Source organism: Meridianimarinicoccus roseus, from assembly GCF_003172915.1.
Taxonomy (GTDB): domain Bacteria; phylum Pseudomonadota; class Alphaproteobacteria; order Rhodobacterales; family Rhodobacteraceae; genus Meridianimarinicoccus; species Meridianimarinicoccus roseus.
The window spans coordinates 105,286-120,419 of the sequence record NZ_QGKU01000031.1 but is presented as its reverse complement, the minus strand read 5'-3'; the positions used below and the strand labels follow the sequence as shown (position 1 = coordinate 120,419).

16 protein-coding genes are annotated in these 15,134 nt (G+C 64.7%); 5 read left to right on the top strand and 11 right to left on the bottom strand.

Annotated elements, in window-relative coordinates; all coding sequences use genetic code 11:
* The first annotated feature begins 8 nt into the window (after positions 1 to 8).
* On the top strand, positions 9 to 806 hold the full coding sequence (cysE, locus tag DKT77_RS08880) for a serine O-acetyltransferase (protein WP_109811401.1): 798 nt from the start codon (positions 9 to 11) through the stop codon (positions 804 to 806).
* Here the strand turns inward: cysE and DKT77_RS08875 are convergent, their stop codons facing one another.
* The 3 genes from DKT77_RS08875 to DKT77_RS08865 all read right to left on the bottom strand — a co-directional run bounded on the left by DKT77_RS08875 (position 807) and on the right by DKT77_RS08865 (position 3,422).
* Positions 807 to 1,100: an FtsB family cell division protein gene (locus DKT77_RS08875; protein ID WP_109811346.1), complete on the bottom strand. Its 294-nt coding sequence runs from the start codon at positions 1,098 to 1,100 to the stop codon at positions 807 to 809.
* A 106-nt stretch (positions 1,101 to 1,206) separates the two neighbouring features.
* A complete protein-coding gene (locus DKT77_RS08870) occupies positions 1,207 to 2,136 on the bottom strand; it encodes a class I fructose-bisphosphate aldolase (RefSeq protein WP_109811345.1) in 930 nt (309 codons plus the stop codon).
* A gap of 95 nt (positions 2,137 to 2,231) precedes the next feature.
* Positions 2,232 to 3,422, bottom strand: a complete 1,191-nt coding sequence (locus tag DKT77_RS08865; RefSeq protein WP_109811344.1) for a phosphoglycerate kinase — start codon at positions 3,420 to 3,422, stop codon at positions 2,232 to 2,234.
* Between the two features lie 149 nt (positions 3,423 to 3,571).
* Between DKT77_RS08865 and DKT77_RS08860 the strand changes: the two genes are divergently transcribed.
* The gene (locus DKT77_RS08860) at positions 3,572 to 4,078 is read left to right on the top strand and encodes a peptidylprolyl isomerase (protein ID WP_109811343.1); all 507 of its coding nucleotides are present in this window, start codon (positions 3,572 to 3,574) and stop codon (positions 4,076 to 4,078) included.
* Positions 4,071 to 4,628: a peptidylprolyl isomerase gene (locus tag DKT77_RS08855; RefSeq protein WP_109811342.1), complete on the top strand. Its 558-nt coding sequence runs from the start codon at positions 4,071 to 4,073 to the stop codon at positions 4,626 to 4,628. The genes DKT77_RS08860 and DKT77_RS08855 overlap by 8 nt, the downstream gene beginning before the upstream one ends.
* Here DKT77_RS08855 and DKT77_RS08850 read toward each other — a convergent pair.
* A complete protein-coding gene (locus DKT77_RS08850) occupies positions 4,618 to 5,598 on the bottom strand; it encodes a GNAT family N-acetyltransferase (protein ID WP_238547763.1) in 981 nt (326 codons plus the stop codon). The two genes, DKT77_RS08855 and DKT77_RS08850, sit on opposite strands and share 11 nt — an antisense overlap.
* Positions 5,599 to 5,648: 50 nt before the next feature.
* Between DKT77_RS08850 and DKT77_RS20945 the strand changes: the two genes are divergently transcribed.
* A complete protein-coding gene (locus DKT77_RS20945) occupies positions 5,649 to 5,807 on the top strand; it encodes a hypothetical protein (protein WP_238547762.1) in 159 nt (52 codons plus the stop codon).
* A 37-nt stretch (positions 5,808 to 5,844) separates the two neighbouring features.
* Here DKT77_RS20945 and tyrS read toward each other — a convergent pair whose 3' ends face one another.
* A complete protein-coding gene (gene tyrS, locus DKT77_RS08845; protein ID WP_109811340.1) occupies positions 5,845 to 7,098 on the bottom strand; it encodes a tyrosine--tRNA ligase in 1,254 nt (417 codons plus the stop codon).
* A gap of 50 nt (positions 7,099 to 7,148) precedes the next feature.
* Between tyrS and DKT77_RS08840 the strand changes: the two genes are divergently transcribed.
* A complete protein-coding gene (locus DKT77_RS08840) occupies positions 7,149 to 8,261 on the top strand; it encodes an anhydro-N-acetylmuramic acid kinase (RefSeq protein WP_420798307.1) in 1,113 nt (370 codons plus the stop codon).
* 80 nt (positions 8,262 to 8,341) lie between these two features.
* Here DKT77_RS08840 and DKT77_RS08835 read toward each other — a convergent pair whose 3' ends face one another.
* From DKT77_RS08835 to gltX, 6 genes are all read right to left on the bottom strand, one after another.
* Positions 8,342 to 8,983: a hypothetical protein gene (locus DKT77_RS08835; protein ID WP_109811339.1), complete on the bottom strand. Its 642-nt coding sequence runs from the start codon at positions 8,981 to 8,983 to the stop codon at positions 8,342 to 8,344.
* Positions 8,984 to 9,391: 408 nt separating this feature from the next.
* Positions 9,392 to 10,411, bottom strand: coding sequence for a flagellar motor switch protein FliG (locus DKT77_RS08830; RefSeq protein WP_109811338.1), 1,020 nt, complete (start codon positions 10,409 to 10,411; stop codon positions 9,392 to 9,394).
* Between the two features lie 158 nt (positions 10,412 to 10,569).
* On the bottom strand, positions 10,570 to 10,728 hold the full coding sequence (locus tag DKT77_RS08825; protein ID WP_109811337.1) for a carbohydrate-binding module family 14 protein: 159 nt from the start codon (positions 10,726 to 10,728) through the stop codon (positions 10,570 to 10,572).
* Positions 10,729 to 10,803: 75 nt separating this feature from the next.
* A complete protein-coding gene (purB, locus tag DKT77_RS08820; protein ID WP_109811336.1) occupies positions 10,804 to 12,111 on the bottom strand; it encodes an adenylosuccinate lyase in 1,308 nt (435 codons plus the stop codon).
* Between the two features lie 141 nt (positions 12,112 to 12,252).
* Positions 12,253 to 13,554 carry a citrate synthase gene (gltA, locus tag DKT77_RS08815; protein ID WP_109811335.1) on the bottom strand — a complete coding sequence of 434 codons (1,302 nt, stop codon included), beginning with the start codon at positions 13,552 to 13,554 and terminating at the stop codon, positions 12,253 to 12,255.
* 85 nt (positions 13,555 to 13,639) lie between these two features.
* Positions 13,640 to 15,043: a glutamate--tRNA ligase gene (gltX, locus tag DKT77_RS08810; protein ID WP_109811334.1), complete on the bottom strand. Its 1,404-nt coding sequence runs from the start codon at positions 15,041 to 15,043 to the stop codon at positions 13,640 to 13,642.
* Positions 15,044 to 15,134: the final 91 nt, after the last annotated feature.

The following is a 15,134-nucleotide window of genomic DNA, read 5'->3' as shown; positions in this document are numbered from 1 at the left end:
AGGCGGTCATGTCGCACCCTAGATCCCAGGTGGAGCGGTTCGATCCGGTCTGGGCGCAGATCACGTCGGAAGCGGAAGCCGCTGTCAGGGATGAGCCTCTGATGGGGGCGTTGGTACATGGCGGCATCCTGCACCATCCGTCCATGGCGCGTGCCCTTTCCTACCGGCTGTCGATGAAGCTGGCGTCGAGCGAGATGCCCGACCAGTTGCTGCGCGAAATCATTGACGCGGCGTTCCTTGCCGACCCGGCGATTGAATCCGCGGCACGGGCGGATCTGATGGCGGTCTACGAGCGCGATCCGGCGTGCCACCGGATGATCCAGCCGATCCTGTTCTTCAAGGGTTATCAGGCGTTGCAGGCCTACCGTGTCGCCAACTGGCTTTGGCGCGAGGGCCGGTTCGATATGGCTTATTTTATCCAGATGCGGGTGTCGGAACTATTCGGCGTGGATGTGCATCCTGCTGCCCGGCTCGGCAAAGGACTGATGATCGACCATGCGCATTCCATCGTCATCGGCGAGACCGCCGTTGTCGGGGATAACGTGTCTATGCTGCATTCAGTGACGCTGGGCGGCACGGGCAAGGAAGATGATGACCGCCACCCGAAGATCGGCGACGGGGTACTGATCGGTGCTGGCGCGAAGGTTCTGGGCAACATCCGTGTCGGGAACTGCTCGCGCATCGCGGCGGGCAGCGTCGTTCTGGAAGACGTGCCACCCTGCAAGACTGTCGCGGGTGTGCCTGCGCGGATCGTGGGTGAGGCTGGGTGTTCGCAGCCGTCGGTCATGATGAACCAGCAGCTCTGATCAGCGGATCACGAGATCATCGGCGCGCAGCATTCCCAGAACGTCGCGTGCCCGTTCGTCGAGAAGATCAAGGTCGAGATAGGCATCGGACAATCGCCGCGTCTTGTTCTCAAGCGCGGCGACGTCCTGCTTGATGGCATCGCGGTTTATCTGAAGCCGTTCGTATTCGGCTGCCGCTTCTACGCGGGTCACGACGCCTAGATCGCCTTGGATCGCCGCGAATGCGAAATATCCTGACAAAGCGAGGGTCACGATCACGTAGACCGGAAACCCGAAGCCGCGTTTCATAGCCATGTCTGCCCCGGTTGCATGCCGAATTCCTGCCGGACCATGCCACAGACCTGCCGTCATGTGAATCCACAAACGCCCGGCGCCAAAATGCCGGGCGTTTGTGTTGCGATCACGCCTTGCCGAGGTAGATGTCGACGAGGTTCTGGAGCATTTCCAGCGCGTCCTCGCGGCTGCGCTGGAAGCTATTGCGACCAATGATGGATCCGTTGCCGCCGCCGTCGCGGATGGCGCGGGCATCGTCATAGACGCTGTCAGTGCCCTTCTTGGCGCCGCCCGAGAACACGACGATACGGCGGCCGTTGAAAGACGCCTCCATGCAGTGCCGGACACGGGCAGCTTGCGTCGCGATGTCGATGGACTGCTCTTCGTAGACCTTCTTGGCCTCGGGCAGTTCGAGGTGGTCCGTTGACAGCTTTATCTTGATGACATGCGCACCGATCAGTGCGGCGATCTGTGCCGCGTAGGCGGCGATGTCGATGGCAGTTTCGCCGGACTTGCTGATCGCTTCGCCGCGCGGGTAGGACCAGATCACGGTCGCGATCCCGCAGGCGGCGGCTTCGCGGCGCATTTCGACGATTTCCTCGAACATGTCGAGCGCCATGTCGGAGCCAGGGTAGATTGTGAACCCGATGGCGGCACAGCCGAGTCGCAGCGCGTCGTCGACTGACCCGGTGATGGCCTGGTTTTTTCCGGCCGTGTCCGACATGAGCGAGTTGGCCGAATTCAGCTTGAGGATCGTGGGAATCTGCCCGGCGAAGGTATCTGCCCCCGCTTCTAGCTGGCCAAGCGGCGCAGCATAGGCGTTGAGCCCCGCGTCGATGGCAAGCTGGTAGTGGTAGTGGGGATCGTAGCCTGCCGGGTTGGGAGCAAAGGTGCGGGCCGGCCCGTGCTCGAAACCCTGATCGACGGGCAGGATGATCATCTTGCCGGTGCCGGCAAGCTTACCCTGCATCAGCATGCTGCACAGTTTGGCCTTTACGCCAGGATTCTCGCCTTCGTAGTTCCGAAGGATCTGGCGGACGGTATCAGTCATTTTCATGCGGTCGGACCTTTCACTGTGCACTCGATGCATTCGTTAGGCCGGTCGGTTTGACCGTTCAAGTCTGGGAGCGCTAACCCGATGCGTTTGACGCGCTATCTTTCAAGTGCGGCGACGCCGGGCAGGGTCTTGCCCTCCATCCATTCCAGGAACGCGCCACCGGCCGTCGAAATGTAGGTAAAGTCTGCTGCCGCCCCGGACGTGTTCAGCGCCGACACCGTATCACCGCCACCCGCGACGCTGACCAGAGCGCCGGACCTGCTGAGGGCCGCAGCGTGCCGCGCCGCTGCATTGGTGGCGGTGTCGAAGGGCGGAATCTCGAATGCGCCGAGCGGGCCGTTCCACATCAGCGTACGGGCCGTGTCGAGCGCGGCGTTGATGATCTCAACCGTTTTCGGGCCGGCGTCGAGGATCATTGCATCGTCCGGGCAGGCATCGGCCGAAACCGTTTCGTTTGCCGCGCCCGCCTTGAATTCACGTGCCACCACGACGTCCTCGGGCACGATGATACGGCACTGCGCGGCTTCGGCCTTCGCGACGATGTCAAGGACGGTCGGCGCCATCTCAGCCTCGGCGAGCGATTTTCCGATCGGCTTGCCCTGCGCCACAAGAAACGTGTTCGCCATTCCACCTCCGATCACCAGAACGTTCACCCGGCCGACGAGATTGCCCAGCAGGTCCAGCTTGGTCGAGACCTTCGCGCCCCCGACCACGGCGACCACCGGCCGTTCCGGGGAGCCGAGCGCGCCCTCCAGCGCTTCAAGCTCCGCCTGCATCGATCGGCCTGCACAGTTGGGCAGCAGACGGGCCAGACCCTCGGTCGAGGCATGGGCCCGATGCGCGGCGGAGAAGGCGTCGTTGCAATAAATATCGCCAAGCGCCGCAAGCGACGCGGCGAAGCGCCCTTCGTTCGCCTCTTCTTCGGCATGGAAACGGGTGTTTTCCAGCAGTACCACGCTGCCCGGCGCCATCTCGGCGACGGCCGTCTTTGCGGGCAGTCCGATGCAGTCTTCGGCGAAGGCTACCGGCACGCCCAGCACCTGCTGCAGTGCATCTTGCACATGGCCAAGCGACATCTCGGGTACACGCTTGCCCTTGGGGCGTCCGAAATGCGCCAGCAGCACCGGCTTGCCGCCACGTGCGAGGATGTCGTCGATCGTCGGCTTGATCCGCTCGATGCGGGTGGCATCGGTCACCTGACCGCCCGACATGGGCACGTTGATGTCCACCCGGGTCAGCACGACCTTCCCGTCGAGTTCCATCTGATCCAGCGCTTTCCAGGCCATTCTCGCACTCCGTGTCTTGAACTTGCGCGCTCAGGTAGATCACGTGGCTGTGACAGTGACAAGACGGGCATGGGGCGGCGTCGGGGCTGGACCTTTGCGCCCGCGCCGGCCTAGGGTCTGCGCCGACAGAGCCGCAGAAAGGATGCCGCATGCCCGAGATCAAGGATCCGGAAAACACCATCATCATCGAGCTGAAGGATGGTCCGGTCACCATCGAGTTGTTGCCAGATGTCGCGCCGAAACATGCCGAGCGGATGAAGGAACTCGCCCGCAGCGGAGCCTATGACAACGTCGCCTTTCACCGGGTGATCGACGGATTCATGGCACAGACCGGCGACGTGGAGCACGGCAACATGGACGGCGATTTCAACATTCGGCGCGCGGGAACGGGCGGTTCCGACCTGCCGGATCTTCCGGCGGAGTTTTCCAAGCTGCCCCATGATCGGGGCACGCTTGGCGCGGCGCGGTCGGCCAACCCGAATTCAGCCAACTCGCAGTTCTTCATCAACTTCAAGGATAACCATTTCCTGAATGGCCAATACACGGTCTATGGGCGGGTGGTCTCGGGCATGGAGCACGTGGACGCCATCGTGCGCGGTGAGCCGCCCGCGCAACCCGACCGCATGATAAGCGTGAAGGTGGCCGCCGATGCGTAAGGTTCTTTGCACGCTTGCCCTCGGGCTGGCCGCGTCCGGCGCGGGTGCCACGGGGCTTGTGATCGAGGTGGCCGGACAGGCGCAGGGCACCATCACCGTCGATCTTCTGGAAGACGTCGCGCCGCGGCACGTGGAGCAGATCACTGCGCTGGCCGAGGAAGGTGCCTATGACGGCGTCGTGTTCCACCGGGTGATCGACGGGTTCATGGCGCAGACGGGCGATGTCGAGTTCGGCCGCATGGGCGAAGGGTTCGACATCCGCATGGCGGGGCGAGGCGGGTCGGACCGCCCGGACCTGCCCGCCGAATTCTCGGACGTCACCTACGACCGGGGCGTCGTCGGCATGGCCCGTTCTCAGAACCCGGACAGCGCCAACTCGCAATTCTTCATCATGTTCGCGCCGGGCCCGTTCCTTGACGGGCAATACACGGTTGTGGGCCGAGTGACCGACGGGATGGACGTCGTCGATGCGATCAAGCGTGGCGAGGGCCCGAACGGCGCCGTCGTCGGAGAGCCGGACCGTATGGTATCCGTGACCGTCACCGAGTGACCGGTCCGCCCCCCGCCCGCGCCGCAGGTTCCGGTGCGGGCGGGGGCAGGCGCGCGGCAATGCGTGCCACAAGCGCGGTTCCCGGCGCGCTGATACGGGTGGTCCCGAGCGTGACCGCGACGGCCCCGGTTCCCAGCTTGAACCGCGCAAGGCTTGGCGCGGTTTGGGTGTCGATCAGGTCGAGATCGAGTCTCGTTGTTCCGGTTTCCGCCAGATAGTCCATCGCGCGCCACATCAGAAGGTTGTGCGCGCAAAGAGTGCGGCCACGCCGACCCGTCCAGCCCACATGGTAACTTGCGGCGTTTCCGTGCCGCAGGAACAGCATGCCCGCAACCGGAACCCGGCGCTGATGCGCGACCAGAAGCGCGGCTGCACCGGGCCCCTGAGCTGCCCAGGCTGCGGCGAAGGCGGGCGGCAGGCGCCTGTAGCGCCTTGTGCGGGCCTGTGCGGCCTCCTCACGGAGAAGCCAGTGATCGGGATCGGGCGGCATTTGAGTGATGTCCACACAAACGTCAGCGGCTTCGGCGCGCACAAGCCGGTTGCGCCATTTGCCATGCAGCCGCGCCCTTTGGGCGGCGGCGTCGCCCGACAGTTCCAGTTGCGCCACAGTCATCGGGGTCACGAGATCCAGCAGGCCGCACTGGTCCAGCGGATCCACGCCATGCACCCGGTCCGGCGTGGCGATCACCGCTGCATGGGTGCGCCGCAGACCGCGCACCAGCGCATGGAGGGCGCCGCTGCGCGCTGCCGGTGTCAGTTCGGGCGACCAGACCGGACCACGCGAGACCAGCGCCGCGCGCCCGAGGCCCGGCCAGTGACGCGACAGGATCAGCGCATGTGCAAGCGGCGCGTCCTGCGGGCCAAGGCGAAGCCAGAGCACTGAGCGCCCCAGGGCCGTGCAGGCTGCCGCGTAGCGGGGGTGCTGTTGCAGGGGGACCGGCCCGGCAAGGCGGGACGGTGCCGTGGTCACACTCCATTCCATGGCGTGCATTAACGCTTCGCAAACCTAAGGCAGGGTTAATGGCGGGCATGAAAAGCGCCGCGAACACTGTGCTGGGTGTCAACGCCCCCCCGCCAAGGCCGACAAGGGCCGGTGCCTTCTGGCTGGCCTGCCTCCTGTCGGTGCCGGTGTTCGGCGTCCTGAGCGTGCTGGAGTGGCTTTGGCGGTTTCGGGGCTGAGCCGTTCAAGGGCCGCCGGGCGGGCGGCCCAATGCGGTCAGCCCTGAAGCGTGACGAGCGCGTGGCGCTTGCGACCGGCGCTCAGCTTCACCGGGTTGGCCAGTGCGGCGGCATCCAGCACCAGCCCGGCATCGGTCAGAGGCGCATCGTCCAGCCGCGCGCCGTTCTCGGCAATCAGGCGCTTGGCGTCCTTGCCCGACTTCGCCAGCCCCGAGCGGACGAGCAACTGCACCACGGAAATCCCGTCGCCCAGTTCTGCGCCGGTCAGCGCGAGCGTCGGAAGATCGTCGCCCACACCGCCCTTCTCGAACACTTCGCGCGCGGTCGCGGCCGCGGCCGCGGCGGCATCGTGACCGTGCAGCAGTGCGGTCACCTCGTTGGCGAGTTGGATCTTGGCCTCGTTGATCTCGGCCCCCTGCAGTCCACCCATCCGATCGCATTCGGCGACCGGCAGATCGGTATAGAGCTTCAGGAACCGCCCGACATCGGCATCAGTCGTGTTGCGCCAGAACTGCCAGAATTCATAGGCCGACAGCATCGTACCATCGAGCCAGACGGCACCGCTTGCCGACTTGCCCATCTTGCGCCCGTCCGACGTGGTCAGAAGCGGCGAGGTCAGCCCATAGATTTCGTGATCGAGCACGCGGCGGGTCAGGTCGATCCCGTTCACGATGTTGCCCCATTGGTCCGACCCGCCCATCTGCAGACGGCATCCATAGCGCCGGTTCAGTTCCAGGAAATCGTAGGCCTGCAGGATCATGTAGTTGAATTCGAGAAAGCTCAGCGATTGCTCGCGATCAAGGCGCGATTTTACGCTTTCGAAGCTGAGCATCCGGTTGACGCTGAAATGCCGTCCGATGTCGCGCAGGAATTCGAGATAGTTCAAACCGTCCAGCCATTCCGCGTTGTTCAGCATCAACGCGTCGGTCGGACCCTCACCATAGCTGAGGTAGCGCGCGAAGACGCGGCTCATCCCGGCGATGTTGGCGTCGATCTGCTCGGGCTTCAGCAAAGGGCGTTCGTCGGACCGGAAGGACGGATCGCCCACCTTGGTGGTGCCGCCGCCCATCAGCGTGATTGGCTTGTGTCCGGTCTTCTGCAGCCAGCGCAGCATCATGATGTTCAGCAGATGCCCGACATGCAGCGAGGCCGCGGTCGCGTCATAGCCGATATAGCAGGGCACGATCCCGTCCATCAAAGCGGCGTCCAGACCCTGCATGTCGGTGCAGTCGGCAAGGTACCCGCGCTCCATCATCACGTTCAGGAAGTCGGATTTCGGGTGGAAGGTCATCGGCGATCGGTCCATTCAGAAAGCGTGCGGCGCTTATAGGAGGATCGCGAATGAAGGGAAAGGCGTTGTTGGACGACAGCGGCCCGGTCTGGGCGCTCGGCACGATGTCGGGCACGTCGCTGGACGGCGTCGATGCCGCCGCGATCCTGACCGATGGCGAACGCGTGCTGGACTTCGGTCCCGGCGCCTACCGCGCCTATTCGGACAACGAGCGGGGGGTGCTGCACGGCGCGCTTGGCCTCTGGCCCGGCGCGCCCGGCGTAGCCGCCGCGGCCGAAGTGGTGCAGGACGCGCATCGTGACCTCCTGGCCGATCTGCCCGGGGCGCTGATCGGCTTTCACGGTCAGACGCTGGCCCACGATCCCGGGGGTCGCGGCACGCATCAGGCCGGGGACGGGGCCGCGCTTGCGGCGGCGCTGGGGCGGCCCGTGGTCTGGGATTTTCGCAGCGCCGACGTAGCTGCGGGCGGGCAGGGTGCGCCGCTGGCGCCCGCGTTCCACTTCGCGCTGGCAGGCCATGTCGGGGCGCGCGGGCCGGTGGTGTTCCTAAACCTCGGTGGGGTCGGAAACCTGACCTGGCTCGATCCTGCCTGTGACGGCCCCTTTGCGCCTGGCGCGATGCTGGCCTTCGACACCGGGCCCGCGAACGCGCCGCTGAACGACATGATGCGCGCACGCTTCGGTCAGGCAATGGACCGGGACGGCGCGCTGGCGGCGTCCGGCATGCCGTCGCGCGAAGTGCTGCACACCTTTCTCGGGCTGCCATTCTTCGCGGCGCCGCCGCCCAAGAGCCTCGACCGTGACGCGTTCGCACAGCTTGTCGCGGCGGTGACCGGGTTGCCGGATGCCGACGCCGCCGCGACGCTGGCCGAAGCGGCTGTTCAGGGCGTGGTGCGAGGGCTGGCTTGGTGCCCGCGTCCGGCCGGAAGGGTGCTGGTCACCGGCGGCGGGCGTCGCAACCGCCACATCATGGCGCGGCTGTCGGCCGAACTGGTTTGCCCTGTGATTCCTGTGGAGGATGTCGGCCTAGACGGGGATCTGCTGGAGGCACAGGCCTTCGCCTTTCTCGCGGTGCGGGCAGCGCGCGGGTTGCCTTTGTCCGGACCCTGCACCACTGGCGTTGCGACCCCGTTAACCGGCGGCCGGGTCAGCTGCCCGACGTGAATGCATCGGGCCGCCCCATTGATGCGGGCGGCCCGGGTCGCTGTCTTGCCTCCCTGTCCGGCGACAGGCGGGAACAGCCTTCAGGCCTTGCGGCGCAGGCGGAGCGCGACGGGTGCTGCGAGGCCGCCCAACAGGAGAAGACCCGACATCGGCAGCGGCACGGCACTGGGCAGCGGGGCCGTGGCCGGCTTGCCACCATCGGACCCGAAGAGGACGCCGTCGGCCTGGCTGAAGCTGAGTGCGCCGAGGCTCGTGGCGATCAGGTTGAACTGGTTCAGTGCAAAGACATTTTGTCCAGCCAGGTCGGTAAACGCGTCGGTCAGCACGAAGGAACTGTCAGCTTTGACGTAGAAGTCGAACAGGTCGCTGCTACCGCTGGACTGGGCGCGGCTGAAGAACACAGCATTGTTCCTCGTGTTGTATCCAAGACGGGTGTCGATCTGGAACACGGCGGTGCCGAGTTTGCCGATTGTCACCTGCGCCTTTTCGAGCGGATCGAATATCTGCGTGGAGTCGGTCTTGGTGAATTTGGCATCGTCCCCGAACAGCTCGATCAAGAAGGCCGTGTCCTTGAAGCTGTTGTTCCCCAACTCTCCCGCTCCGGTACCGCTGATGGTGAAGCTGTACGGGGCAGCGTGCAGCGCGGGCGCAAATGCGGTCAGGGCGACCAGCGCGGCGGCGGCGGTCTTGGTCAGGCGGGCGGTGAGGCTGGCAAAAGTCATGGTGGCTATCCTTGTATTTGACGTTGGTGTCTGGAACTACGTCTACAGGACGACGCATGCGAGTTAACCCGATATAAAGAATTGATAAAATGGCTTAGGAACAGTGCGGCTATCCAAAAGGATCGTACGCCTGCCGGATTGTGCCGCGATGCTACGTCCGCGGCGTACCGCATCCCTGCTAAGTTGGCGCGGTCCGGTTCTGACAGAGAAAATTGCGGTTTGCAGCGCGACTCGAGGTCGGACACCATAGCCCGGATTAAAAATTGTCGGTTCGAGGCGGGGCGGGCGCTGCAACCGGTTGACGGAACGTGTCGGATCGGGCGACTTGGTTCGCCGCCGGACGGCGCGATGATCGCGTGCGGGACAAGTGCCCGCACGCGTTTCGCGCATTTCCGGGTGCGTCGGGTCTTATTCTTCCGGGTCGATCAGGCTGAGTTCGCCTGCCTGTTCCAGGTCGCGGATCGCGGCGATGACGCGTGCTTTGGCCTCGTCCGCTTCCGTGGGTTTGACCTTGCCGCGCTCGCCCATATCCTCGCGCAATTGCGCCGCCATACGCTGGGACATGTTGTTCAGGATGAAGTCCGCCGCGTCGCCGTCGGTTTCATCGGCGGAGGCGAGCGCGGTGATGAGCGTTGCCTGGTCCACAGCCCGTGTGACCTTGGGGATGTCGCGTGCTTCCACCCGCTGCGAAACGTTGGCGAAAGTGAAGATCGTCTTGCGCACCTTCGCGCTGAGTTCGGCATCCTGTTCTTCCAGCGACACGAGCACGCCTTCCCGCGTTTCGGATCGCGAGGAGTTCAGGATCGCGCCGATCCGGTTCACCGGAGCGTCGTCGAAGGCGCGGGGGCTTTCTTCGGCGACTTGCGAGGCAATGGCATGGCCGATCGTGCGAACGGTTTCCGGGTCGATCATTTCGGTATGGGACACGGCGTAGGTGATGCGCCGGGCAATATCGGCGGGCACCTGGCCCAGCAGCAGCGCCGAGGTCGCGACCGGAAGCTTCGACAGGATCACCGCCGCTATTTCCGTACTTTCTCGCTGGACGATCGCGGCCAGATCCTCCACCGGCAGGCGGTTGATCATTTCCCATGGATCACCGGCCACCACGACGCCGGTTTCACGCCGGATGCGCCGCAGGTTCGCGGCACTGAGAGCGCCGTCAAGCACTTCGAGCGCGCCTTCCAGACCGCCGGGGAAGGCGACGCCCAGATCATTCACGTCGGCCATGAATTCTTCGATCACGCTGTGCAACGTGTCGCGGTCGATGGTGCGGATGGCCCCCATTTCATGGGTCAGTTCGATCTGCATCGCTTCGGGCAGCGCGTCGAGCTTCAGGTTCGCGCCTTCCTTGAGCATCAGGCGCACGATGATGGCGGCCTTCTGCCTGCGGCTCAGGGCGGGCCGCCGTGGCATGGAGGCGGACGGCATGGCCGCCGCCTGACTACTGGGGGACTGGGTCAAAGGCACTCTCCGCGTTCTGCTGATGTGCCGACACTGGACCGAGTCGGTTTAACCCGTCGTTACCCCACATATGAAAACACCCCGTTCGCCGAACGGGGTGCAACCGGCCATACCAGGCTGGCAGGTCAGCTGGTGCTTTGCACCACGCAGCGCTGGCTTTCGCTGTCCCAGACGGAACCCGCGGCGCAGGATGCGGCCTGCGATTTGCCCCAGCTGCACGAGGCCAGGGCGATTCCCGGCGAGGCGGCCAGAACGACGGCCGTAAGAATGATCTTGGCGTTCATCTCAGTCTCCCTTTTCTCTCGTTATGGTAAAGTAGAGAAAGGGTAGCACAGCCTCGCTATCGGGCAAGTGCGACGTCAGGACGATCCGAACACGCGCGCGAAAATCGTGTCGACGTGCTTGGTATGGTAGCCGATGTCGAATTTTTCCTCGATTTCGGCAGGGGTCATGACGGCGGTGACCTCTGCGTCGGCCTTCAGTTCCTCCATGAAATCGCGCCCCTCTTCCCAGACCTTCATCGCGTTGCGCTGCACGAGTGTATAGGCGGTCTCGCGGCTGACGCCCTTCTGGGTCAGCGCCAACAGCACACGCTGCGAATGCACCAGGCCGCGGAACTTGTTCATGTTGGCGATCATCGTGTCCGGGTAGATCACCAGTTTGTCGACGACGCCGGTCAAACGGGACAGTGCGAAATCAAGGGTGACGGTGGCATCCGGCCCGATGCTGCGTTCCACCGAGCTGTGCGAGATGTCCCGCTCGTGCCAGAGCGCGACATTTTCCATCGCGGGGACCACCGACATGCGCACGAGGCGGGCAAGGCCGGTCAGGTTTTCGGTCAGCACCGGGTTGCGTTTGTGCGGCATCGCGCTGGAGCCTTTCTGCCCCTTGGAAAAGAACTCTTCGGCTTCCAGAACCTCGGTGCGCTGCATGTGCCGGATCTCGATCGCGATGTTCTCGATGCTGGAAGCGACGACGCCCAGCGTTGCGAAAAACATTGCGTGACGGTCACGGGGGATCACCTGGGTGGAGATCGGCTCCGGGCGCAAGCCCATCTTCTTGCACACATGCGCCTCGACCGCCGGGTCGATATTGGCGAAGGTTCCGACCGCGCCCGAGATGGCGCCGGTCGCGACCTCGAAGCGGGCCTTTTCCAGCCGGTTCCGGTTCCGTTCCATTTCGGCGTAGAAGCGCGCGAAAGTCAGGCCCATCGTCGTCGGCTCGGCGTGGATGCCGTGGCTGCGGCCGATGCGGATCGTGTCCTTGTGTTCCATGGCCCGGCGCTTGAGCGCCGAAAGGAGCGCGTCCATGTCGTCGAGAAGGATATCGGCGGCGCGGACGAGCTGCACGTTGAAGGTCGTGTCCAGCACGTCCGAACTCGTCATGCCCTGATGCACGAAGCGCGCCGCGTCCGACCCGATGATCTCGGCCAGGTGGGTCAGGAAGGCGATCACGTCATGCTTGGTGACGGCCTCGATCTCGTCGATGCGCGCGACGTCGAAGGTCGCGTCGGCGGCCTTCCAGACCTCGGCCGCGTCCTCCTTCGGGATCACCCCAAGCTCCGCCTGCGCGTCGCAGGCATGCGCCTCGATCTCGTACCAGATGCGGAACTTCGCTTCCGGGGACCAGATGGCGACCATGTCGGGGCGGGAATAGCGGGGGATCATGCGGCAGGCCTTTGCGTTCTGACGGGATGGAAAAGCTGCCCCGGCGTATAGGCGCGCGGGCAGGGCGCGGCAAGTCGGGCAGGCAGATGCAAAAAAGCCCCCGGCGCAGCGCCGGGGGCAATTGGCGGTGGCGGGCCGGGATCAGCGGCTTTCGACGTCGACGTAGTCGCGCAGCGTGGCACCCATGTAGAGCTGACGCGGGCGCCCGATCTTCTGCTCGCTGTCGGTCAGCATTTCCTTCCACTGCGAGATCCAGCCGACGGTCCGCGAGACCGCGAAGATCGGCGTGAACATCGAGGTAGGGAAGCCCATCGCTTCAAGGATGATGCCCGAATAGAAGTCGACGTTCGGGAAGAGCTTCTTGTCGGCGAAATACGGATCTGCCAGCGCTGCGGCCTCAAGCTCCTTGGCGACCTGGAGCACCGGATTGTTCTCCACCCCCAGCAACTCCAGCACCTCGTCGGCGGACTGCTTCATCACCGTCGCGCGCGGGTCGAAGTTCTTGTAGACGCGGTGTCCGAAGCCCATCAGGCGGAACGGATCGTTCTTGTCCTTGGCGCGGGCGATATACTCGGGGATCTTGTCGGGCGTGCCGATTTCCTTGAGCATCTCGAGGCAAGCCTGGTTCGCGCCGCCATGCGCCGGACCCCAGAGGCAGGCGATGCCGGCTGCGATGCAGGCGAAGGGGTTCGCACCCGAGGACGATGCCAGCCGCACCGTCGAGGTGGAGGCATTCTGTTCGTGGTCCGCGTGCAGCGTGAAGATCCGGTCCATGGCGCGCGACAGGATCGGGTTGATCTCGTATTCCTCGGCCGGCACGCTGAAGCACATGTTCAGGAAGTTGGACGCGTAGTCGAGCTGGTTGAGCGGGTAGACGAAGGGCTGGCCCTGCGAATACTTGAACGCCCAGGCGGCGATGGTCGGCATCTTGGCGATCAGGCGGATCGAGGCGACCTCGCGCTGCCACGGGTCCGAAATATCGGTGCTGTCATGATAGAAGGCCGACATCGCGCCGACCACGCCCACCATGATCGCCATCGGGTGCGCATCGCGCCGGAAGCCCGAGAAGAAGCCGCGCATCTGTTCGTGCAGCATGGTGTGCTGCGTCACACGGCGTTCGAAATCCTCAAGCTGGGTGCCGGTCGGCAATTCGCCGTACAGCAGCAGGTAGCACACTTCGAGATAGTGGGACTTCTCGGCCAGTTGGTCGATCGGGTAGCCGCGGTGCAGCAATTCACCCTTGTCGCCGTCGATGAAGGTGATCGTAGAACGGCACGCCGCGGTCGAGGTGAAGCCGGGGTCGTAGGTGAAGATGTCGCCCTGCGCGTACAGTTTCGTGATGTCGATCGCATCCGGCCCGATGGTCGGCGAATGGACAGGCAGTTCAAGCGTCTTGTCCCCGTAGGTCAGTGTCGCTGTCTTCGGTGTATCGGCCTTGTTCATCGTTGTCCCTCATCTGACGCACGGTGAGCCGCAGCTTGCCGTGTCGCGCTTCCGTGTCAATGGAACAGGCCGGTAGGGGCCGGCCTCATTCCGTCGCATCCGCCAGCCTGGCCAGAGTCTCCTCCCGGCCGATGACGAGCATCATGTCGAATACACTTGGAGATACCGACCGGCCTGCAAGCGCCGCCCTCAGCGGGCCGGCGAGCTTGCCAAGCTTGGTGTCGTGCGCCTCCGCGACGGCTCCGACCGCCTCCTCCAAATCGTTCCGCTGCCAGTTAGCAGTTTGCAGGTGCGGCGTCAATTCGCGCAGTATACCACGGGATACAGAATCCAGTGCCTTCCGCGCGGCGTCGTCGGGTTCCAGCGGCCGTGAAGCCAGAACGAAGTGACCTTTTTCAAGGAGTTGCGGAATTGTCTTCGCCCGGTCCTTGAGGCAATAGAGCGCATCGGTCAGCCCGCTTCGCTGCGCCGGCGTCAGGTCCGGTGCGCCGGTTGCGGCCAGGAAACCTTCAATCTCATGCAGCAGCGCAGCATCCTCCGCCATGGCGATATGCTGTCCCGACACATTCTCCAGCTTCTTGAAGTCGAAGCGAGCCGGAGCTTTCCCGATCCCGTCGAGGTCGAACCACTCCAGCGCCTGCTCGGTTGTGAACACCTCGTCGTCGCCGTGGCTCCAGCCGAGCCGTGTCAGGTAGTTGCGCAGTCCCTCCACCGGGTAGCCCATCGCCCGGTATTCCTCCACACCGAGCGCGCCGTGCCGCTTGGACAGCTTCTTGCCGTCGGGGCCGTGGATCAGCGGGATATGCGCCCAGACCGGCACGTCCCATCCCATCGCCCGGTAAACCAGCATCTGCCGCGCGGCGTTGACGAGGTGATCGTCCCCCCGGATCACATGGGTCACGCCCATGTCGTGATCGTCCACGACGACCGCCAGCATGTACGTCGGCGTGCCGTCGGACCGCAGGATCACCATGTCATCCAACTGGTCGTTGCGCATGGTCACGTCGCCCTGAACACGGTCGGCGATCACGGTCTCTCCTTCAATCGGTGCCTTGAGGCGCACGACGAAGGGCGCATCCGGATGGTCGGCGGGGTCGGCGTCGCGCCAGGGCGACCGGTACAGGCTGGAACGGCCCTCCGCTTTGGCGGCCTCCCGAAATGCGGCGATCTCCTCCTGCGTGGCGAAGCATTTGAAAGCGGTGCCGGCGGCCAGCATCTGGTGCGCGATCTCGGCATGGCGCGGTGCGCGGTCCGCTTGGCTCACGGCGTCGCCATCATGGTCGAGCCCGAGCCATGCCAGCCCGTCGCGGATCGCCTGCGTGGCCTCGGGGGTGGAACGGGCGCGATCGGTGTCCTCGATCCGCAGCAGGAAACGGCCGCCCCGCCCGCGGGCGTAAAGCCAGTTGAACAGCGCGGTTCGGGCCCCGCCGATATGCAGAAATCCCGTGGGCGAGGGGGCGAAACGAGTCACGACCTGGTGGTCTGTCATGGGACGGCTCCTGTTGTTGGCGGTTGCTTACTGTCCCGCGCGGGCAGGGTAAAGCGGTGCGCCCGGCCCCGGTGGGTGAAGCAGGGTTAAC